18 protein-coding genes and 1 tRNA gene are annotated in these 20630 nt (G+C 57.4%); 6 read left to right on the top strand and 13 right to left on the bottom strand.

Going from position 1 to position 20630, the window contains the following annotated elements:
* Window positions 1-15 precede the first annotated feature (15 nt).
* The 4 genes from obgE to HZB29_09450 form a co-directional block, all read right to left on the bottom strand.
* On the bottom strand, window positions 16-1077 hold the full coding sequence (gene obgE / locus HZB29_09465; protein ID MBI5815822.1) for a GTPase ObgE: 1062 nt from the start codon (window positions 1075-1077) through the stop codon (window positions 16-18).
* A gap of 89 nt (window positions 1078-1166) precedes the next feature.
* Window positions 1167-1433, bottom strand: a complete 267-nt coding sequence (gene rpmA, locus HZB29_09460) for a 50S ribosomal protein L27 (protein MBI5815821.1) — start codon at window positions 1431-1433, stop codon at window positions 1167-1169.
* Between the two features lie 53 nt (window positions 1434-1486).
* Window positions 1487-1795, bottom strand: a complete 309-nt coding sequence (gene rplU / locus HZB29_09455; GenBank protein ID MBI5815820.1) for a 50S ribosomal protein L21 — start codon at window positions 1793-1795, stop codon at window positions 1487-1489.
* Between the two features lie 121 nt (window positions 1796-1916).
* Complete coding sequence (locus HZB29_09450; GenBank protein MBI5815819.1) at window positions 1917-2744, bottom strand: adenylate/guanylate cyclase domain-containing protein; 828 nt, start codon at window positions 2742-2744, stop codon at window positions 1917-1919.
* A 255-nt stretch (window positions 2745-2999) separates the two neighbouring features.
* Between HZB29_09450 and HZB29_09445 the strand changes: the two genes are divergently transcribed.
* From HZB29_09445 to HZB29_09435, 3 genes are all read left to right on the top strand, one after another.
* Entirely contained in the window at window positions 3000-3491 is a 492-nt protein-coding gene (locus tag HZB29_09445) for a cytochrome c maturation protein CcmE (protein MBI5815818.1), read from the top strand.
* A 51-nt stretch (window positions 3492-3542) separates the two neighbouring features.
* Entirely contained in the window at window positions 3543-5537 is a 1995-nt protein-coding gene (locus tag HZB29_09440; GenBank protein ID MBI5815817.1) for a heme lyase CcmF/NrfE family subunit, read from the top strand.
* 196 nt (window positions 5538-5733) lie between these two features.
* Window positions 5734-8211, top strand: coding sequence for a PAS domain S-box protein (locus HZB29_09435; GenBank protein MBI5815816.1), 2478 nt, complete (start codon window positions 5734-5736; stop codon window positions 8209-8211).
* 18 nt (window positions 8212-8229) lie between these two features.
* Here HZB29_09435 and HZB29_09430 read toward each other — a convergent pair whose 3' ends face one another.
* The 5 genes from HZB29_09430 to HZB29_09410 form a co-directional block, all read right to left on the bottom strand.
* Window positions 8230-8730, bottom strand: coding sequence for a macro domain-containing protein (locus HZB29_09430; protein ID MBI5815815.1), 501 nt, complete (start codon window positions 8728-8730; stop codon window positions 8230-8232).
* A 69-nt stretch (window positions 8731-8799) separates the two neighbouring features.
* Window positions 8800-9810, bottom strand: a complete 1011-nt coding sequence (locus tag HZB29_09425; GenBank protein ID MBI5815814.1) for a GHMP kinase — start codon at window positions 9808-9810, stop codon at window positions 8800-8802.
* On the bottom strand, window positions 9810-10640 hold the full coding sequence (locus tag HZB29_09420; protein ID MBI5815813.1) for an rRNA pseudouridine synthase: 831 nt from the start codon (window positions 10638-10640) through the stop codon (window positions 9810-9812). The genes HZB29_09425 and HZB29_09420 overlap by 1 nt, the downstream gene beginning before the upstream one ends.
* A complete protein-coding gene (gene scpB, locus HZB29_09415; GenBank protein ID MBI5815812.1) occupies window positions 10552-11337 on the bottom strand; it encodes an SMC-Scp complex subunit ScpB in 786 nt (261 codons plus the stop codon). Before scpB ends, HZB29_09420 begins: the two co-directional genes overlap by 89 nt.
* Window positions 11338-12180 (bottom strand): segregation/condensation protein A, encoded by an 843-nt coding sequence (locus HZB29_09410; GenBank protein MBI5815811.1) that lies wholly within the window; start codon window positions 12178-12180, stop codon window positions 11338-11340.
* A 165-nt stretch (window positions 12181-12345) separates the two neighbouring features.
* On the opposite strand from HZB29_09410, the gene HZB29_09405 reads away from it, so the two are divergent.
* A tRNA-Leu gene (locus tag HZB29_09405) sits at window positions 12346-12432 on the top strand.
* An 84-nt stretch (window positions 12433-12516) separates the two neighbouring features.
* Here the strand turns inward: HZB29_09405 and HZB29_09400 are convergent.
* From HZB29_09400 to HZB29_09390, 3 genes are all read right to left on the bottom strand, one after another.
* The gene (locus HZB29_09400) at window positions 12517-13035 is read right to left on the bottom strand and encodes a hypothetical protein (protein ID MBI5815810.1); all 519 of its coding nucleotides are present in this window, start codon (window positions 13033-13035) and stop codon (window positions 12517-12519) included.
* Window positions 13036-13288: 253 nt separating this feature from the next.
* Window positions 13289-14710, bottom strand: coding sequence for an ammonium transporter (locus HZB29_09395; GenBank protein ID MBI5815809.1), 1422 nt, complete (start codon window positions 14708-14710; stop codon window positions 13289-13291).
* Window positions 14711-14960: 250 nt separating this feature from the next.
* Window positions 14961-15182 (bottom strand): hypothetical protein, encoded by a 222-nt coding sequence (locus HZB29_09390; protein MBI5815808.1) that lies wholly within the window; start codon window positions 15180-15182, stop codon window positions 14961-14963.
* 270 nt (window positions 15183-15452) lie between these two features.
* Here HZB29_09390 and HZB29_09385 point away from each other — a divergent pair, with 270 nt between their 5' ends.
* Window positions 15453-15989 (top strand): sulfite exporter TauE/SafE family protein, encoded by a 537-nt coding sequence (locus tag HZB29_09385; protein ID MBI5815807.1) that lies wholly within the window; start codon window positions 15453-15455, stop codon window positions 15987-15989.
* A gap of 19 nt (window positions 15990-16008) precedes the next feature.
* On the opposite strand, the gene HZB29_09380 is transcribed toward HZB29_09385, so the two are convergent.
* Window positions 16009-17790, bottom strand: coding sequence for an SGNH/GDSL hydrolase family protein (locus HZB29_09380; GenBank protein ID MBI5815806.1), 1782 nt, complete (start codon window positions 17788-17790; stop codon window positions 16009-16011).
* A 213-nt stretch (window positions 17791-18003) separates the two neighbouring features.
* On the opposite strand from HZB29_09380, the gene purL reads away from it, so the two are divergent.
* Window positions 18004-20217 carry a phosphoribosylformylglycinamidine synthase subunit PurL gene (purL, locus tag HZB29_09375; GenBank protein ID MBI5815805.1) on the top strand — a complete coding sequence of 738 codons (2214 nt, stop codon included), beginning with the start codon at window positions 18004-18006 and terminating at the stop codon, window positions 20215-20217.
* Window positions 20218-20630: the final 413 nt, after the last annotated feature.

Here is a 20630-nt window from a genome sequence, read left to right as displayed (position 1 = left end):
TCTTGTTGTGGCTAACTAAAAATCGTCCTGCTCTTCTTTCTGGATATCTTCCACGATCTGCGCCTCCTTCATCTCCAAAAGCCGCCGCCCGATAAGTTTCTTAAGGTCGTCTATCCCCTCGCCGCTCACGGCGCTTATCGTGAAAACTTCGCCGCCGCTTGCCTTGGACAATTTCTTGACCGCCTTTTTAAGCCCGGCCTTGTCCGTCACAGCGTCCATCTTGCTTATCGCCACTATCTGCGATTTTACCGCAAGGTCCGGCGAATACTTCACAAGCTCCGCGTTTATGGCCTTGAAATCGGCCACAGGATCGCGCCCTTCCTCCACCGCCACAGGGTCGATAAGGTGCAGCAACAGCTTTGTGCGTTCCACGTGGCGAAGGAACTGATGGCCAAGTCCGCGCCCTTCGGCGGCGCCTTCGATCAATCCGGGTATGTCCGCCACCACGTATGTTTTACCTTCCAACCATTCCACCACGCCTAAATTGGGGGTGATGGTGGTGAACGGATAGTCCGCTATTTTCGGTTTTGCGGCGGATATGCGGGAGATAAGGGTGGACTTGCCTGCGTTTGGATACCCCAAAATGCCAACGTCGGCGATCAGCTTCAGTTCCAGCACAATCATGCGTTTCTCGCCGTCTGTGCCTGGATTTGCCCGGCGCGGCGCCTGGTTTATGGACGATTTGAAATGGACGTTCCCCCAGCCCCCCTTGCCGCCCTTGGCGGCGACGATGCTTTTGCCGTCCCGGTCCAGATCGGCGATCTGCTCCCCGGTCTGCGCGTCGAGCAACATCGTTCCCACCGGGACTTTGAGCGTCAGGTCATCCCCGCTTTTGCCGGACATCTGGCGTTTGCCGCCACGCTCCCCGTCTTCCGCGCCAAAATGGCGATGGTAAGTAAAGTCCAGAAGGGTGCCAAGATTGTGGTCCGCCACGAATATTATGGAACCGCCATTGCCACCGTCGCCGCCGTCCGGCCCTCCCATGGGGGCGAATTTTTCGCGCCGGAAACTGGCGGAGCCCGCCCCGCCGTCGCCGGCCTTTATGTTTATCCTTACGCGGTCAATAAAATCGTTCATGGCGCAGTATGTCTAAAATCCCCGAAAAAGAAAAACCGCCCCGCCGGTTTGAAAAGGCGGAGCGGTTCGATTCTAAATTAAAAAACGAATCAGGCGGCGGTGACCGGGTCTATGGAAATGAACCGGCGGCCTCCCCGGCCTTTCTGGGCAAACGCCACAACGCCGTCTATCAGGGCGAAAATCGTGTGGTCTTTGCCGATCCCCGCGTTCTTGCCGGGATAGAATTTCGTGCCGCGCTGGCGCACCAGGATGTTCCCCGCGCGCACCACCTGCCCCTGGAACCTTTTCACGCCAAGCCGGCGCCCGGCGGAATCCCGCCCGTTGGATGTGGAGCCTTGTCCTTTTTTATGTGCCATTTATCTATCCTCCAAAATCCCGCCCGGCCATATGCCGGCGCGGCCGCGAATCTTTAGTTTATCGAAACGATCTGAAGCGTGGTCTCAAGCTGCCTGTGGCCTTTTTTCAGCCGGTAATCGTTCCTGCGGCGATGCTTGATGATCGTCACCTTCGTTCCCTTGGCCTGGCGCAGTATCTTCGCCGTCACTTTCTTGCCGTCCACATGGGGGGCGCCGATCTTCACGGACTCCCCTTCACCGGCCATCAGCACTGGCCCCAGCTCCACAGTGGCGCCAATGTCGCCTTCGATCTTGTCCACGACGATCACATCGCCTTCGGACACCTTGTATTGCCTGCCACAGGCCTTCACAACCGCGTACATCGCAAAATCCTCCGAAATGACTTAAAAGGGCCGCGTTCCGGCCAAATGCTGGCAACCACCAAATCCAAAAGAGCAATTATTACAAAATTTACGCGATTTGCAAAGCAAAATTTGCGGGAGGCTATTTTGAAGGGCGGGCGGGTTCCACGGAATGGGTTATCGAACGTTTGTCCGTCTCGGCTGATGTATTGCTGAGAATGCGGCTTAAAATCACCAGAACCAGGACCGCCAGCAAAGGGGCCGCAACCATGACCGCAATCTTCATCGCCGGAGCCATCCCCTTTGCCTGTGGAACGGCCTCGGCCTTGTGGACCTTGTCCGACTCTATCTCCTGCGGATTCCAGAACGCTTTGTATATATTGACGCTTTCCTTCTTGCCCTTAAGCTCCGCCGACTTGGCGAACCGGCAGTATACCTCCGACGCGTCGTCCAGCGCGTGATATGCCGCTTCCGAAAGGTATATCTCCGCCGGATTGGCCGCTGACTGAACCTTGGCGGCGGTGTTCACCACGTCTCCATACACGTCGTTTTTCTCAAGTATGCACTTGCCGGTGTGAAAACCGATTCGCACAAGGATCGGCACCTTCGTTTGTTTATGAAGATTGCTGTCATCAATCTCTTTTTGTATCTCCACGGCGGCGCGCAGGCATTCCTGTGTGCTTTCAAAATAAGAAAGCGTCCCGTCCCCGATGGTCTTTACCAAGGTTCCGCCATGTTTCTTTATCAGGGGAAACAGGATGTCGTTATGATGCTTGATCATCTGGCGCATCGCCAGGTCGCCTTCAATCTCGGTGATGGAGGTGGAGTCCTTGATGTCCGTGAACATCACCGCGAGGGTCTTGGTGAACTTCTCCTCAAACATCGCCTCCAGCTTGGCGCGGCTGTCCAGATACGACTCTATGTCCGCGAATTCCGAAGGGACGCTTGTCTTGTTCTCTTCCTGATTCATTTAGCCAATTTCCATCTATTTAACTTCGGCCTTTTGCCGCAGCAACCTGGTGATCCCTCAAGTACTGCAAAACACGAAATATATACCACGAAAGCAACTTTAACATCTATCCGAAAATATAACACTTTAGTCTGCCCCCGGCAATTATTGATCCATTTTGTTGCAGGGACATTGTATAGGCATTTATTTGTTGAATTGCCGGGCTACTCAAAGATAGAATTTTAAGTTAGGCAGTTTAGTATTGGTGGAGGTTAGATGTCAGAAGCGATCGTCCCGGAATCTTCGGGAATGGAGGCGGATAAAACGCCGTCCGCGCCCACTCCCAAAAAGAGCGGCATGAACAGCGCACAGAAAAAATTCGCCGTTGGAGCGGCCATCCTTGCGGCCGCCATTGGGTATCTTATATACACCGGCGTCCAGACAAGCGGGTCTTATTACAAAACGGTGTCTGAAGTGATGGCGATGGGCTCCGCCGCCGAAGGGGTGGGGCTGCGGCTTGAGGGCAAGGTGGCCCCGGGCAGCGTGTGGAAGGAAGTGAGCAACCTGAAGCTGAGTTTCCGCCTGCTGGACAAGTCCCAAAAGTCCATCATGGTGTACTATGAAGGAGTGACGCCGGACATGTTCCAGGACAACATTGACGTGGTGGTGGAAGGCAAACTTGCCAACGGCAAGTTCATCGCCACCAAACTGCTTACCAGTTGCCCATCCAGGTATGACGCCGCGAAGGAAGTGAAAAAGTCCATATAGCGGCAAATCGCGGCGCGTGTCCGCGTATCCGCATCATGAAAAGGTTGCCAAATGAACGAACTGGGTGAATATTCGCTTCTGCTGACCCTTGGCGTGTCCGTTTACGCCGCCGCCGCCTCGTTGTGGGGGGCGAAGGGAGGGTCGCGCCCGATGATAAAAAGCGCGGAGTTTGCGCTGGTGGCGGCCTTTGCGCTGCTGTCGCTTACCAGCGCGGCGCTCTTGCACGCCCTTTATTGGAACGACTTCTCTCTGGAGTATGTGTACTCTTACACCAACCGCGACCTGGGCCCGGTTTACAGGCTCACGGCGTTCTGGGCGGGGCAGAAGGGCTCGCTCCTGCTTTGGGCCTGGATGCTGGGGCTGTTTTCGGTGATAGTCGTCTGGCAGAACCGCGGCGTGAACAGGGAACTGATGCCGTACGTTGTGTTCATACTGGGCACGCTCATGGCTTTCTTCGGGCTGCTTATGACCGCGGCCTCGCCTGTGTTCGAGAGGATGCCGGTCCTCCCGCCAGACGGGCACGGGCTCAATCCCATGCTGCAGAATCCCGGCATGATCTTCCATCCTCCTTCGCTTTACGTAGGCTTTGTCGGGTTCACGATCCCGTTCGCTTTCGCCATGGCGGCGCTCATGTCCGGCCAGTTGGGGGACATATGGATCCGCACCACACGGCGATGGACCATTTTCTCGTGGTTGTTCCTGACGTTCGGCAACATCCTGGGCGCCAACTGGGCCTATGTGGAGCTTGGATGGGGGGGGTACTGGGCGTGGGACCCGGTGGAGAACGCCTCGTTCATGCCTTGGCTCACCGGCACGGCGTTCCTGCATTCGGTGATGATCCAGGAAAAAAAGGACATGCTCAAGACCTGGAACATGTCGCTTATCGCGCTGACTTTCATCCTCACGGTGTTCGGCACGTTTATCACAAGGTCGGGGCTCATCTCGTCGGTCCACTCGTTCGGCGAATCGACGGTGGGGACCTATTTCGGATTTTTCCTGGTGGCCACGATAATATTCTCGGCGGGGCTGATTATTTCGCGGCTGCCTCTGCTTAAAAGCTCCGCCTCGCTGGACTCCATGCTTTCCCGCGAGGCGTCGTTCCTGTTCAACAACCTGATACTTGTCGGCGCGGCGTTCACCGTGTTCTGGGGGACCATGTTCCCGATGATCTCGGAGCTTGTGCGCGGGGAGAAGATCACCGTCGGCCCGCCGTTTTTCAACCAGGTGATGGTCCCCATCGGGCTTGCGCTTCTCGTCCTCACGGGGATATGCCCGCTTATCGCCTGGCGCAAGGCCTCTGTGGCGAATTTTAAAAAGAACTTCATGATACCTTTCGCCTTCACCGTGGCCGGTGGGGGGTCGGCCTTTGCCTTGGGCGCGCGGGACTTCCTGCCGTGGCTGGCCTTTACCTTGTGCGTTTTCGTGGCCGCCACCATCATGATGGAAATATTCAAGGGCGCCCAGGCGCGCGCCGCCGGCGGAAAGGAAAACCAGGCCGTGGCCCTGATAAACCTTTTCCTGCGCAACAAGCGGCGCTATGGCGGATATGTGATCCACATCGGGGTGATCATGGCTTTCGCGGGATTCACCGGTGCGTGGTTTAACCAGGACAAGGAGGCAAACCTTTGGCCCGGTGACAAGATTTCGATAAAGGATTACGTCCTCACCTACTACAAATACGATTACTCCCAGCCGAAGGAGACTATGGAAAAAGCGGTGGCCACGGTGCTGGTGGAAAAGGGGGGCGCCAAGCTTGGCTACGCCCTTCCTGAACGGAACATGTACTACATGAAAGGGATAAGGGGGGACATAACTCCGCAACCCACCTCCGAGGTCTCTATAATGACCACCACCGTGGAGGACCTGTACATCATCTTCGCCGCCCTTAACGAGGACGGATCGGCCACGTTCAAGGTCCATGTCAATCCACTGGTCAAATGGCTGTGGATTGGCGGGATGATGATGGGGATTGGCGGCATAATCGCCATGTGGCCGGACAAAAGGGAGAAAAAACGGTTTGAGGCCCGCCATAGCGCTACGGCGTAATACACTGGAATACCTTTGATTGCGCGCTCCGCCTGAGAAAAGCGGGGCGCATCCTTCTTTTTCAATTCTATCATGGCGCAAGTTCAAGGGAAATCCATCCCTTCCGTAATTTCCCGAGACCTCCCCATATACGGCGCACGGCTGTATATTTAAATTAGGGATGGTGTGTGGTTCCTGATTCGCCGGGGGCGGAAGTATGAGCGTTACAACCCTGGACCTGGACGCCGCGATCAAGGAAATGCGGCTTGAAACAGAGACTTTCCTGGAAGCTTCCCGGGCTGTGCTCAAATATGGCGACTTCAAGGACTCGGCAAGGGCCATTTTCGATTCATGCAAGAAACTCACAGGGGCCGCCGCCGGCTACGTCGCCCTCCTTTCCGAAAACGGCAATGAAAACGAAGTGCTTTTCCTTGACGCCGGCGGGCGCGAATGCACGGTGGACACTTCGCTTCCCATGCCCATCCGGGGGCTTCGGGGCAAGGCCTGCGCCACCAGCTCGGCCGTGTTCGAGAACGACTTCACGGCAAGCGAGTGGATGAAGTACATGCCCCAAGGGCATGTGCGCCTGGAAAACGCGCTGTTCGCGCCGTTGAACATAGAAGGCAAGACGGTGGGGATTTTGGGCCTGGCCAACAAACCGGGAGGATTTACCAAACGGGAGGCGGACATAGCCAGCGCCTTCGGCGAACTGGCGGCGGTGGCCCTGCACAACAGCCGCATGCTCGATAACCTCAAAAGCAGCCATGACCGGTTCGTGGCCCTCGCCCAGACCGCGGTGGACGCCATCATAACGATGGACTCCAAGGGGACCATACTTTTCTGGAACGACAGCGCCGAAAGGATGTTCGGCCACAGCGCTGGGGAGGTCATCGGCCAGCCTTCGTCCATCATCATGCCCGGGCATCTGCGGGACAAGCATTTGGACGACTTGAAGCGTCTGGGCGAAAGTGTGATCCCCCTTGCCCTTGGCAACACCGTGGAACTTACCGCGGCCGCCAAGGACGGGCGTGAATTCCCGGTCGAGGCTTCCATGGCCGCATGGAGGAACAAAAAAGAGGTTTATATAACCGGGGTATTCCACGATATCACCCGGCGCAAGGCCGACGAGAACGAGCTGAGGAAATTCGCCGGGACGCTGGAGGAAATGGTGCGTGAGCGCACCCGCCAGCTGGAAGTGTCCAACGAAATGCTCAAGGCCGAGATTCTGGCCAGGGAACTGGGCGAGGAGCGCCACATGGAGATTCTCCAGGCGGCGACGGACGGCTTTTGCCTGTGCGGGCGCAACGGGGATATCCTGGAAGTCAACGGCGCCTTCCTGCGCATGACAGGGCGCGGTGATGCCGAGATACTCCAGATGCGCCTTTCGGACCTGCAGGACGCCGCGGATTCCGAACAGACATCCGCCAATGTCCGCAAGGCGATGGAGACCGGATGCGCGAGGTTTGAGACGCGCTTCCTTAAGAAGGGGGGCGGGACGGTGGAGGTGGAGGCCACCGCAAGCTATTCGCCCACCCTTGAGGAGAGCGTCGTCATATTCATGAGGGACATTTCGGACAGGAAAGCCGCCGAACAGGATATGTCCCAAATGATGGCGGCGTTTGAGCAGGCGGTCGAATCAATAATGATAACCAGCGCTTCGGGTGTGATCCGCCATGTGAATTCCGCCTTTGAAAAGCTGACCGGCTATTCGCGGGACGAAGTCCTGGGCCGCAAACCCGACATTTTAAAAAGCGGCAAACATGGCGAGCAATTCTACAGGACAATGTGGGACACCATACTGCGCGGGAATATCTGGAGCGGCCTTATCACCGACAAAAGGAAGGACGGCGCGATGATCAATCAGGAGATGATGATCTCGCCGGTGGCCGGCGAAACGGGAAAGATCACAAGCTTTGTGGCCGTCAGCCGCGACATCACGGCCGAAATGGCCCTTAAAAACGCCAAGGACAGGTTCACCACCGTCACATCCCATGAGCTGCGCACGCCTGTCTCGGGGCTGCGGCTGGCCCGGGCACTTCTTGGCGACCTGCGCAGTGAAGGGGTGGCGGCGGAAAAGCTTGGCGAGGCGGCCTCGCTGCTCGACAGGTCGATTGACGGGCTTGAACGGGTGCTCACGGCCACGACCCTGATACAAAAGCTCTCCGCCCAGGCCAAGGACCGCAGGCTGATAAGGTTCTATCCGCTGCTCACGGCGCTTGCCAGCGTGGACAACGCAAAGGCCGCCGCCGCCAAAAGCGGAAGGAACCTTTCCATCGGCGTGGACATCAAGGGAATACCGCTGGACACCGAAATAATGGGCGATCCGGAGATGCTGGGCATGGCCATTGACCAGGTGCTCTCCAACGCCATCAAATATACTCCCGACGGCAAAAGCATACATATCACCGCGCGCATCGTGGACGGCTTCGCCGCCCTTGAGATGAAGGACGAGGGGATAGGCATGGACAAAGACAAGCTCGACCATGTTTTCGAGCACTATTATTCACTGGGAAATCCCGTTGATTTCAACGGCGGCGAATATGCGTTCATGGGAGGCGGACTTGGGCTTGGGCTGGCGCTGTGCAGGATGATAATGGAATTCCACGGCGGCAGGATCACCGTTGAAAGCGAGGGTGTAAACAAGGGGAGCGCGGTGACTTTCTTCATCCCCGTGGCGGACAGGAAACCTTATTGACCTGCCCGCGCCGCCAGATCACATCTGGGGCATCAGCCAGTCGAGCGCTTTGTTGAAAGTCTCGAACGACTCTTTTCCCCATAGGCAGAAAATCACCCTGTTAAGGCTGCGCGGGGAGCCGGTGGCGAAATGGTCCAACGCGGTGGATATCATTATCGCGGCGCACCGTTCCACCGGGAATCCGAAAACACCCGTCGAGATAGCGGGAAAAACGATGGAGCCGATCTTTAATTCTTCCGCCTTTTTGAGCGAGGCGAGCGTGGCGTTGTGCAGCTTGTTGTCCTCGTCCCCCTCCCCCATCTGCGGCCCCACGGCGTGGATGACGTGCCTGGCCTTCAGCGTTCCCGCCCCGGTCACCACGGCGCTTCCGACGGGGCATCCGCCGATCTTGCCCATCTGCTCTTGTATGGATGGGCCCCCTTTCGCCGCTATGGCCCCGGACACGCCCGAGCCGAGGACCAGGCTTGCGTTGGACGGATTGACAATGGCGTCCGCGGCGATTTCGGTGATGTCCCCCATGATAAGTTCGATCGGTTCTTTCACCACTCGAAGTGCGTTCACCTGGTCCCCTTTCCGGTCCGCCCGCAATCAATCTTTCCGCGCATTATAAACCCGCAGCCCCTTGGTTGAAAGGGTGAAAGGAAGGTGGCGCGGCCCTAGTTTTTCCACCGCTTCGATGACCGCCCTGCGACTTCCTGGTTCCGCCAGCACAAAAAAACATCCACCACCTCCGGCTCCGCAAATCCTGGCGGCGCGGGCGCCTGCTTTAACACCGGCCTGTATGGCGCCGTCTATCACATCGGTAGATATGGAGGGAAAGAGGGATCGCCGGGCCTTCCATTCGCTGGCGACGGCTTTCTCAAACCGTTTAAAATCGCCATCGGCCAACGCCTCCGAAGCCTGCACAGCGCATCCGGCGATCTTCGCGAAAAGGTTCATCGCGCGCCTGTCCTTGTCTATCACCCGCTTGAACATCTCCCAGTTGTTGATCCCGGAATTGCGCGACTGGCCGGAATAAAACAATATCAGCCGGCGCTCAAGCTCCTTGCCGGCGATATCCAGGCTGGCCCGCTGCATCCCCCCGGCGGGGAACCTGAAAGCGTTGACACCGCCGAACACCGCCGCGGCGTAGTCCTGCAATCCGGTGGGGGTGTGCAGCAACGCCGCCTCCACGTCCTTGGCTATGTCTATAAGTTTCGCCTTGGATGTCTTATCACCCGCCGCCCGGGACAACGCCCCGCACAGCGCGATATTCAAAGCCGACGATCCGGCCAGCCCAGCCCCCGCCGGAGCTTCTGACATGGTGACCACCTCCACCCCTCCCTTGCGGATGAATTTCTCCACAAGCCGTGAAAGCAGGCCCAGCGGATGATTATGTTTTATTTGCGGCAGATTCTTGAATTCCACGCGCTTGCCACCGTCGCGGGAGACCAGGACAATTTTGCCGTCCCTGCGCGGCGTCACTTCCGCACGGGCGCTTATGGATATGGCCATGTTCAACGTGAGGGTGTCCTTGAAAAACAAGTTCAGGGGCCAGATGTCCAGCGTCCCTCCCGCCAGGTCCACCCGTGCGGGGGCGGTGGCCACGATTTTCCCCATCACTTCCCCTTTTTCCGCATTCCGGCCGATTTCATCAGCTTGTTGACCTCCTCCACGGGAAGATGGATCACTTCACCGGGCTTTAGCGCGCCCAATTTAATCTGGCCGATGGCCACCCTTTTGAGCTTTAGCACCGGCAGGCCGAGGGTCTCCAGCAGTTTTCGTATGTGACGGTTGCGCCCCTCGCTCAACGTGATTTTAAGCCAGCAGTTGCGCCCCACCTCTTCTTCCACTTCCACAGAGTCCGCCGCCAGCTTCTCCCCTTCCACAGTGATCCCGGAGATCATCTTCTTCATCGTCTTCTGGTCCGGCTTGTTCCGGGCCTTCACCATGTATATCCGTTCCACGCCGTGCTTTGGCGCCATCACTGCCTGGGCGAAAATCCCGTCGTTGGTGAAAAGCAGAAGCCCTTCGGACATGAGGTCGAGCCTCCCCACCGGGTAAAGGCTCTGGTGTTCCTTGGGCAGAAGGTCCATCACCGTCTTGCGCCCCATCTCGTCCGAACGGGTGGTGACGATCCCCTTTGGCTTGTACATCATAAGGTATGTCTTGGCGGCGGTCTTGACCACCGGCTTGCCGTCCACCTTTATAATGTCGCTCCCGGGCCAGGCGGCGGCGCCCTTTTCCGTGACCACCTGCCCGTTCACCGAAACGCGCCCCTCGGCCACAAGCTCCTCCGCTTTGCGAAGCGAGCATATTCCGGCGGCGGCTATTATCTTATGGAGCCTTACAGGCCCACCTTCACTCGCCGGGCTGTTTGTCTTCGGCGTCTTCGGCCTCTCCGGCCTCTCCGGCCTCTTCGTCGTTCTGGACGAATCCTTCATCGTCATCCTCGCCTTCCTCAGGGTCAAACCCTTCCTGTATCACGGCCAGGCCGTCTTCCTTGACGCCCCCTTCGCTAACATCGTCCTCCATCACCCCCGCCTCCGGCAGGTGTTCGGAGATTTCCCCTTCCGCATCGTCCTCGGCGAACTCGAAAGAGCCCTGGGCGCCAAGCGTCTCGTCCATCTCCCGCTGGAACTCTTCCATTGTGGGCAGATCGGCAAGCCTGGCCAGCCCGAAATATTCCAGGAACCGCTTCGTTGTTCCATACATCATCGGCTTGCCCGGGGCCTTGCGCCGCCCCATGGCCTTCACAAGGTTCTTCTCCACAAGCCCCCGCAACGCCGCGCCCGAATCAACGCCGCGTATCTCGTCCACTTCCGCCCGGGTGATCGGCTGGCGGTACGCGATGATCGCCAGAGCCTCAAGCGACGCCCGGCCGAGCCTTTGCCCCTTTTCCATCTTGAAAAAAGCGGTGATCCACGGCGCGTTCTCCGGCCGGGTCTGTATCCTGTAACCCTCGCCCACCGCCGTCAGCATAAGGTTGCGCCCCTCGTAATCGCTGATCAATTCTTCCATGGCTCCCTGGATTTCCTCCCGGGTGGCCTCTTTCTCAAAAAGCCCCGCAAGCCTGTCCACGGTCACCGGCGCATCGGCTATGAAAAGCAAGTTCTCCAGTATCGCCTTGAGTTGTTCGCGGTCCACTTATCCGTTCTCCATCGCGTTTTCGTTTTCATTGGCGGCGGTCTCCTCCGCGGGATCGGGTGAAACGGGGGATTCTTCCCGGGGCGCCAGGTCCTCTTCCATGTTCCTCGCCTCGCCGGCCTCTTCGGCCGCTTTGTATAGCATTATCTCCCCGCCCACCCGGATCTGCAGAGCGCGGGCCAGCTTCAGCCGCAAAAGCTCCAGGACCGCAAGGAACGTGGCAATCACCTCCATCCGGGTGCGGCTGGTCTCAAACAGGCTGTCAAACGTCATGCTGTCGGCCGTTTCCAGCCGCCCCATGATCTCGTTTAGCTTGTCGGTGACGGACATCTCCTCGAGGGTGACCGTGTATTTGTCCCCCTCGCCGAGTTTTCCCAGTATCTTTCGGAAGGAATTCAAAAGCTCGAACACGCTCACTTCCAGCAGAAGTTCCCCTTCGCTTGGCATCTCGTCCTGCGATGGGATCCTGCCGAACACCTGTGACTGGTCTATCTCCTTCTCCCGCAGCCGCAGCGCCGCTTCCTTGTACTTTTTGTACTCGATCAGCCTGGCGACAAGTTCGTCCCGCGGATCCTGCCCTTCCTCCCCTTCCTCCATCCCCTCCGGGATCTCCTGTTTGGGGAGGAGCATTTTCGATTTTATATAGGTGAGCGTGGCCGCCATCACGAGGAACTCCCCGGCCAGCTCCAGGTTGAGAGACTTCATAATCTCGATGTATTCAAGATACTGCTCTGTGATCGAGGCGATGGGGATGTCGTAAATGTCAACCTGGTTCTCCTTTATAAGGTGCAAAAGGAGGTCCAGCGGCCCCTCGAAAACGTCCAGCTTTATGTTATACGCCATTGTTTAAGCTATGCATCCAAAACCATGTCCACCAATACCACCTCCCGCCGTTTTCCGGCGGATTGGAGATTATACCCTATTAAAGGCCCGGAACGAATTGCGTTTGGATGGGCATGTGGTTATAATGTTTTTTTCCGGGTTTTGATGACCCGTCCGCAAAGGAAAGCCGAAGTGGCGGAACTGGCAGACGCGCATGATTCAGGTTCATGTGTCTTAACGGATGTGGGGGTTCGAGTCCCCCCTTCGGCACCAAATAACTTTGCGGCCTTATCGGTCAATCAATCGTCAGAAAGCTCGACGGTCCAAACCATCCATCCAAATCAAGCACCGTCGCTTTCACCCTGCCGGGGTCATCTCCACCTCCAGCGTGTAATAGCACTGCTCGCACGCGGACGAGGCCGATGTGATGTCGGTGTTCTGATATCCGGTCAGCCGTCCGTCAGCGGTGAGGGTCAGTTCGTATGACCGCATGAGGGTCCACACGCAGGTGGCGCCCTGCTCTTCATAGGACCTTTCCATCCTTAAAGGGTCGCCGTCCGAGGTGACGGTATATTCCAAAGGGCTTGCGGTGTCGGCCGGATCGGCCAGGGCGATTGTCACGTATTTTATCTCCCCGTCTTCATGAGTGGAGAATATCCGTTGAGTGCGTTCCCCGTCACCGGCGAAGGAGCCAAGGTCGAGGGTGGAGCATGATGTGACCGGGCCGTACAGCCGCACGTCCCATGTCCCCGGCAGAGAATTGTATATGGATACGGAAGACGCCGCCGCAGTGTACGTTGAAGACGAAGACCCGCCGCCGCACGATGCCGCGAATAGCATGAAGACCAGACCGGCCGCAGAGGTGATTTTGCTCATGGATATGTCTCCCGCCAGGCGTTGCTTTTATAAAGATGCCGCAAGGATAGCTCCGCCATATCGCCCTGTCAATCGGATCACATCCAAAACAAATAAAAAACACCGGGGATGTTTCCATCCCCGGCGCCCAGGGAGGTTTTCCGCCAAACTACGCCTTGCGGCGTTTCCCGGCGGAGACCTCGAAATCAGACTAAAAGGAGGGGCGCCGGGCCCGCAAGTTAACGCGAACCCGGCGCTTGAATAGGGACTAAAGTCAGTTGTAAGCGCTTTCGCTGTGCTCTGTAAGGTCGAGCCCCATGATCTCGTTCTCCGTCTCCGGGCGGAACTTGGTGATCGCGTTGACGATGAACATGATCACGAACGTCCCCACGAAGCAGAACACCATCGTGGCCGCCACCGCGATCAACTGGGTGACCACCTGCCCGGCGTTCCCTTCCAGCAATCCCTTTGCGCCGGTGGCGCCGGTGATGGCAGTGGAGGCGAATATGCCTGTGGCGATGGCGCCCCATGTGCCGCCCACGCCGTGGATGCCGAAAGCGTCCAGCGCGTCGTCATATCCCAACCTGTGCTTGTACATCACCGCGAAGTAGCAGATCATCCCCGCAATGCCCCCGATGATGATCGAGGCGCCGGGGGTCACAAACCCCGCCGCCGGGGTGATGGCCACAAGCCCCGCCACCGCGCCGGAGGACATGCCCACCGTTGTGGGGCTGCCGCCGTGGAGCCACTCTGTGAACGTCCAGCCGAGGGCCGCCGCCGCCGCCGCCGTGTGCGTGGCCACGAAAGCGCTCACCGCTATGTTATTGGCCGCAACCGCCGACCCGGCGTTGAACCCGAACCAGCCGAACCACAGCAGGCCCGCGCCGAGCACCACGAAGGGGACGTTGTGCGGCATGATCTTCTCCGTGCCGTACCCTTTGCGTTTTCCAAGAAAAAGCGCCGCCGCCAGGCCGGACATACCGGATGCTATGTGCACCACCGTCCCGCCGGCGAAGTCCAGCGCGCCAAGCTTGAACAGCCAGCCGCCGCCCCACACCCAGTGGGCCAGCGGAGCGTATATCAGCGTGACCCACAGTATGGAGAAAAGGACGAACGAGCCGAAGCGCACGCGCTCCGCGTATGCTCCGGATATAAGGGCCACGGTGATCACCGCGAACGCCCCCTGGAAGATGACGAACAGAAGGTCCTGTATCTCCAGCTTCATCACGGCGTTGGCCGGGCCGGTGTCGCCGGGAAGGGCGATGCCGTTGAGCAACAGGTTGTCCAGTCCGCCGATCACACCCCCCACGTCCGGCCCGAAGGCAAGCGAGTAGCCCCAAAGCACCCACACCACGCTGACTATGGCGATGCTCGCAAAAGAGTACATGATCGTCGAAAGAACGTTTTTAGATCTGCTAAGCCCGCCGTAAAAAAGAGCAAGTCCCGGCAGGGTCATCAGCATCACCATGGCCGTGGCCGTGATAAGCCACGCCACCGAGCCGCTGTTGATGGCAGGTGGCGGAGGCGGCGCGGCCTCAGCTGCCGGGGCGGCTTCTGGCGCGGGCGCCGGGGCCGCCGCAGGCTGGTCGGCGGCCGGGGCCGCTTGCGAAGCTTGCGGAGAGGCCGCCTCTTCCGCCAGAACGGGGAACGACGTAAATAAGAAAATACCTAGCAGTAAAAACATTGCCCGTTTCATCGGTCTCCTCCACATAACTTTATTCGCCCAAACCTCCATCACCATCAGCGCATAGCCGGATCGTCTGTCCGCCGCTTGATGCGCTTTTATAGGAATGCTCAAAAAGCAAAAGGCGTACCCTTCGCTATGGCTTGAAATTACAAAGGATTTAATGGGGAGATATTTTCAGGCCGCCCAAATAGACAGCAAGAATAATAGTAGAAGCCTAGTTTCTAGGCTGGATGTTTGTTTTGAACATGACAATTGACATTCAGTCCTGGCCTGGGGCGGCCTCCTCAAAGCACTTGGCGTAATTGTACGCCGTGTAGGCCGCTATTACATGGCATATCCAGCCCAGCGTCCCTCCGCTGCCGATCCACAGCCCCGGTGTGACGATGAACCAGAATATGGCGCGCAGGAACTTGCCGTTGTATATCTGCCCGGCGCCGGGGAGGACGAAACTGAGTATGCCGGCTATCCCGGCGGAGCTTATGCTGTTCATATGTGACCGGTGTTTTCAGGTTAGTATAACAGCAATAGCGCAGGGCGGGCGCCGCCAGACATGCGCGCATGGAGAAAAAGCTTTTGGAAAACATCGCCGCTCTCGCCCTCATAGCTTTCGCCTCCGCCGCCACGCAGGGGGCCGCCGGGTTAGGCCAGGCGCTCATCGCCATCCCTCTTTTCACATTGATGATGGACGTAAAAACGGCCGTCCCCTTGTCCCTTATCAACGGCATCCTGATAAACATCACCCTCGCAGCGTATTGGCGCAACCGGTACGATTTCAAAAAAATCGGCTCCGCTGATAGTTGGCGGAGCGCTGGGGATACCCATCGGTGTTTACTTCCTGAAAACGTGGGACCCTTCCATTCTGAAAAAAGCCATTGGCTCCCTGCTCGTCTGCTATTCGATCTATTCACTCATCGCCGCCGGGAGGTATTTTCGTATCTGGCCGAAGCTTTCATACGTGTTCGGCCTTTTCTCCGGAATATTAGGCGGAGCCTTCGGGATGAACGGCCCGGTTTCCGTTGTGTTCGTGTCGTCGCAACTGTGGGAGGTGGAAGAAAAGAAAGCCGCGCTCGTCTCCTATTTTCTCGCCAGCAACACCATAATCATCGCCTTTTACCTGGCGGCGGGGCTGGACACCGGCCATACGTTCGGCAATTTTGCCGTGTGCGCCCCCTTCCTGGCGGCCGGCTCCCTTTTTGGCGCGGCGGCGGCAAGGAAATTGGACCGCAACACCGCCCAGAAAATAATTTACCTTGTGATCGCGCTCATGGGTGCAACGATGCTGCGGTAAACCTTTCCCGCCATTGCTGTCATTTCGTGGCGAGTTTTGACAACGCCTCGCTCTCCACAAGCGCATTGAAGATGGCCTGGGCGATCATCTGGTGCGCGTCCGGTTTTGGATGGCTGTCATTCTCGTTGAGCCACAGGATGTCCCCCTGGCAATACGCCTTGTGGCTGGCCACATACTCCAGAAACATGTCGTGCATGGGTGGAACCAGGAATCCGGCCTCTTTTGCCACGTTCTCAAAATATCCACGTTCATCCAGGGTGGGGTAATCGTATTTCGGCTGGCTGGGATACACGTTGAAAGGAGGCCATGCGAACACACCGATCGCGCCGTCCTCCTTTATCCTTGCGCCCAGCCGTCTGATAAGGCTTTCCACCGCTTTCTTGCCGGTGGTGGCCTCATATCCTTTGTTGATGGCCGATATCATCCTGTCCCCGCCGCCGGGCTTGTCTTTCTTTTCCTCGAACTCCGCCGACGTGACCCAGTTTTCATTCTGACCGCCGGCGGCCCCCCACCTTGATCCGAAATAACCTGCCAACGCGGAGGCCATATAGCTTTTGTCCAGCCTGAAAAAGGTCGCAGGCTCGGCCATGATGTGGGGATAATAAAAATCGTTCTCCACGAAAAGCAGCACAACGATGTCCGGCGAGAATCCGCGCGCGGCCTTCTCATATACAGCCGCCTCCACGGCGGTGTTATATCCGGGGACAGCCGTGTTGATCACCTGTGTTTGCTTGTTCACCTTGCTTTGCAGCAGTTCCGCAAGCCGCGCAAGAGTGGTCTGCTCGTAATCAATGCCCCATCCGAAAAGCACGGAGTCGCCCAGCCCCACAATACGCAACGTGTTGGCAGGTTTCTGGGGCGCAATGTCCGGCCCGCGGAATCCGTATGAGTTCGTCCGCACATGCTTGCCATAAAAAAATCCGTCCAGGCCGGGTTTGAGCAGATATGGCAGGTCGAAATCGCCGGTGGGGAGCAGCATTTCCATCAGCGAATAGTTATGCCCCTTTTCCGCCGCCGCGTTTATCGCCTGGCCAGGTTTTAACTCACTTCTGTTTTTAAGGTACAGCCTGTAGCCAAACTCTATGCATACCGCCGTGGCAAGCAACGACACGGCCACAAGGCCCGCCTCCGCCGTGGCAGCCGCAAGGCCGCCGGACGCCATACGGAAAACAATCAGCCCGGCAAAAGCGGCCGCCGCCACAGACAGTAAAAGCGTTGGGCCGGAAAACAGCCGGTACGCAAGCTTGTCCAGGTTTATTTGGCGCCCTTTGGATAGGTACACCTCCGCCGGGGCTGCCCACGATCCGGAAGTGTTCCTTATTTCGACGTTGTTTTGTCCCGCGCCGATTGTGACCGGGATGCGCACCGTAGCTTTTTCGATAATCCCGGAATAGGGGCCTGGCCGCCCGCCCCCGGCCGGAAGTTTGCCCTGCCATATTTGCGTATTGTTGAGAAACGCGGTCAGCGATGGCGGAAATTTATCGTGAGTCTCGTGAAACGTGGCCACCAGATCATATTTGCCCGGAGCGGCTTGAATGGCGACGCCAATTCCATGCTCTTTCCCGCCCCCCCAAGCGTCCATCGGGCCGGGGAGGACTGTTGGAAGTTCATCACCCGGTTTTTCGATTTTAGCCGCCGCAAAACCCTGCTTCCAGAACTGGTCCCATTTTTCCGTGCCGCCCCCCGCGGCAAACGACGCAGCCTTGTCCGGCTCTATTCCGGAGCACACCAAAATACCCGTTGCGGCAAGCCATAGCGCCACGCCACAGATTGTGAATATTTTTTTCGGAAAAGGCTTCATATTGCTGGCGGGAAAAGGTTAATCAATAGACCTGTCATGGATGTTCCGGTGTTTCATCATCAAGGCGGCAAGCTATAACACCAGCCGTGAAAAGTCAATTTGGGTGAATCCGAGCAGCGGAGACAACCATCATGCCGCACATGTGCCCAGGCGCTCTTTAACCGCCAAATCACATTCCGTTGCCATCCACAATCAAATGTCTATAATGTTCGCATGATCACAGAAGACGTTATCACCCAGCATGGCCTGTCCATGGAAGAGTATGGCGAGGCGGTGAAAATCCTCGGCCGTGAACCTACCATGGTGGAGCTTGGCATTCTGTCCGCCATGTGGAGCGAGCACTGCTCCTATAAAAGCTCCCGCGCCCATCTGCGCAAGTTTCCCACCACCGGGCCGCAGGTGATTCAGGGGCCGGGGGAGAACGCCGGCGTGGTGGACATCGGCGATGGGCTGGCTGTGGTTTTCAAAATGGAGTCCCACAACCATCCTTCTTACATAGAGCCATACCAAGGCGCAGCCACCGGCGTGGGGGGGATATTGCGGGACATTTTCACAATGGGCGCCCGGCCATTGGCCTGCCTGGACTCTTTGAGGTTTGGCGATCTTACCCATCCGCGCACAAAATATCTGCTCGACGGCGTTGTGGCCGGGATCGCCGGATATGGCAATTGCATGGGGGTTCCCACCATCGGCGGGGAGCTTTCATTCCATCCCAGCTACAATGGCAACTGCCTTGTGAACGCTTTCAACCTCGGCCTTGTGAAAAAGGACAGGATATTCCTGGGCAACGCCTCGGGAGTGGGCAACCCTGTGATGTACGTCGGCTCCAAGACCGGGCGGGACGGCATCCACGGCGCCACCATGGCCAGCGAGGAATTCGGCGAGGGGGGCGAAGAGCGCCGCCCGACGGTGCAGGTGGGCGATCCTTTCACCGAAAAACTCCTGCTGGAAGCTTGTCTGGAGCTTTTCAAGACCGATTACGTGGTCGGCATACAGGACATGGGCGCCGCCGGGATGACATCGTCATCTTTCGAAATGGCCGGGCGCGCAGGCACCGGGGTGGAGCTTGAACTGGAAAAAGTCCCCCGCCGAGAGGAGGGGATGACCCCTTATGAAATCATGCTCTCCGAATCGCAGGAGCGGATGCTGCTCGTGTGCAGGCAGGGGGTGGAGGAAAAGGTCCGCGCCATATTCGAAAAATGGGGGCTTTCCGCAGAGGTCGTCGGCGTGGTGACCGGGGACGGAATGGTGCGATTGAGGGACAATGGGATCGTCGCCGCCGAGATGCCTGCCGCGCCGCTTTCGGACAAGGCGCCGGTGTACCACAGGCCGGCCCTGCCGCCGGAGGATCTCGCGGTGCGCCAATCGCTGGATCCCATGATTTTCCCGGAGCCACATGATTACAATTATGCTCTTGTCACCCTGATCTCATCGCCGAACCTCTGCTCGCGCGAATGGATATATCGCCAGTACGACCATATGGTGCGCACCAACACCATCCAGATGCCCGGATCGGACGCGGGGGTGATACGGATAAAGGGGACGCAAAAAGCTGTCGCCATGAGCGTGGACTGCAACAGCAGGTATTGTTACCTGGATCCGCGCACCGGCGGGATGCAGGCGGTGGCGGAGGCCACAAGGAACGTGGCATGCTCCGGCGCCAAACCTTTGGCCATAACCGACTGCCTGAATTTCGGCAGCCCGGAGCGGCCGGAAGTGATGTGGCAGTTCATCCAGGCGATCAGCGGGATGTCGGAGGCGTGCATCGCCCTTTCCACCCCGGTGGTGTCCGGCAACGTTTCGTTCTATAACCAGACGGGGGACCAGTCGGTCAATCCCACCCCCACCATCGGCGCTGTAGGTCTTTTGGAAGACCATACAAAACTCGTGGGCCAGTATTTTACGCAGGAAGGGGACACTGTGATTGTCCTGGGGGACACCCTTGCGGAGATTGGCGGATCGGAATACCTGTCAATCGTCCACGGTGTGGAACGGGGCGCGCCGCCAATCGTTGATCTAAAAAAAGAGGCCGCGCTGCAAAAACTGATGTTCATAATGGCGGACGGGCGGCTGGTCCATTCCATGCACGACGTGTCCGACGGAGGGCTTATTGTGGCGCTGGCTGAATGTTGCTTTAAAATCGGATCGGACAAGCAGCTTGGTTTCGAAGTCTCCTTCAACACGGATTTGCGGCCCGATCTTTTCCTGTTCTCCGAAACCCAGTCACGGGCCGTGATTTCCAGCTCACCGGCGGACGCTGTTAAAATTCTGGAGGCCGCCAGGTCACAGGGCGTCCCCGCCGCCGTGGCAGGCCAGGTGACCTTCAAACGGATGAAAGTCACAGTCAATGGCAAAGCACTTGTCCAGACCACAACTCCGGACCTTATGAAATCCTGGTCTGAGACCCTGCCCAGGCTTTTCGCTTAAATTCAAGTCTCGCAGGCTTTAACCACCAAAGAAGGTCATTGCTTGAAAGCGAAAATAAAACGAATAGAATCCGCATTTTAGCGAAATAAGTAAAAGTTTAAATTAAATTTAGCCAATTGTACCTTATTGATATTAAATGGCATTAAATTAAATTTGGTGTTTGTTAGAAATAATGTGGATTCAACTAAAGTTTAAGTACCATGCGCCGATAAGACAATTAGCGATAGTGTGGAATATTGCGATATAAGAAACATAAGCAATATAATAATGGCGAGGAAAGTGTCCTAAACTTAGTTGAAACGAAGGTATGACCTCACCTGCTACCATGTTTTTGAACGAAAACAACGGAAAGCAAGGAGGTCACATGAAAAGAGTAAACGGTAACGGGAAAACTGGCAAGGGAAGAATGGATT

The sequence above is a fragment of the Nitrospinota bacterium genome (assembly GCA_016235255.1).
GTDB lineage: Bacteria > Nitrospinota_A > UBA7883 > UBA7883 > JACRLM01 > JACRLM01.
This window is presented reverse-complemented; position numbering and strand designations above follow the sequence as displayed.